The sequence below is a fragment of the Halobellus sp. Atlit-38R genome (assembly GCF_003665925.1).
Taxonomy (GTDB): Archaea; Halobacteriota; Halobacteria; order Halobacteriales; family Haloferacaceae; genus Haloquadratum; species Haloquadratum inordinatus.
On record NZ_QXIJ01000247.1, the window covers coordinates 1 to 493 of the forward strand.

Annotated in this window: 1 protein-coding gene; it reads left to right on the forward strand. The window is 76.7% G+C overall.

Annotated features, from left to right (window positions below):
• Positions 1-33: 33 nt before the first annotated feature.
• The gene (locus D3D02_RS19185) at positions 34-453 is read left to right on the forward strand and encodes a hypothetical protein (protein ID WP_121571375.1); all 420 of its coding nucleotides are present in this window, start codon (positions 34-36) and stop codon (positions 451-453) included.
• The last annotated feature ends 40 nt before the right edge of the window (positions 454-493 follow it).

The following is a 493-nucleotide window of genomic DNA, read 5'->3' on the forward strand; positions in this document are numbered from 1 at the left end:
ACCGGACGCCGTCAGGGAAGGGTCGCGCGCCGTCTGAGAGCGACCGTGCGCGACCGAGCGAGGACCTTCGGGATCGCGTTCGTCGTGCTCGTCGCGTCCGTGGTTCCGGTGCCCGGGTCGTCGGGCGGCGGGGAGAGCGCGCTCGGCGGCGCCCTCGACGCCCTGCCCGCCGGGGTCGGACTCACCGACCCGTTTCACCTCGTCGGCTACGCGGTCCTCGCCGCGCTGCTCGTACCGGTGGCGCGCGGAAATCGGTTCGGACCGCTCCTCGCGGCCGGCGGCGCGGTCGCGTTCGGCGTCGGGATCGAACTCGTCCAGGCGCCGATCCCGTGGCGGTCGTTCGCGTGGCGCGACGCCGCGGTCAACGCGGTCGGCGCGGCCGTCGGAGCGACGGTCGCGGCGGCTCGCACTCGCGTGTCATGGTCGACGAGCGACCGCGACGGCGGGCGCTGAGCCCGCCCGCGTTCAGCGTCCCGGCGGGCCGGCCCGACCG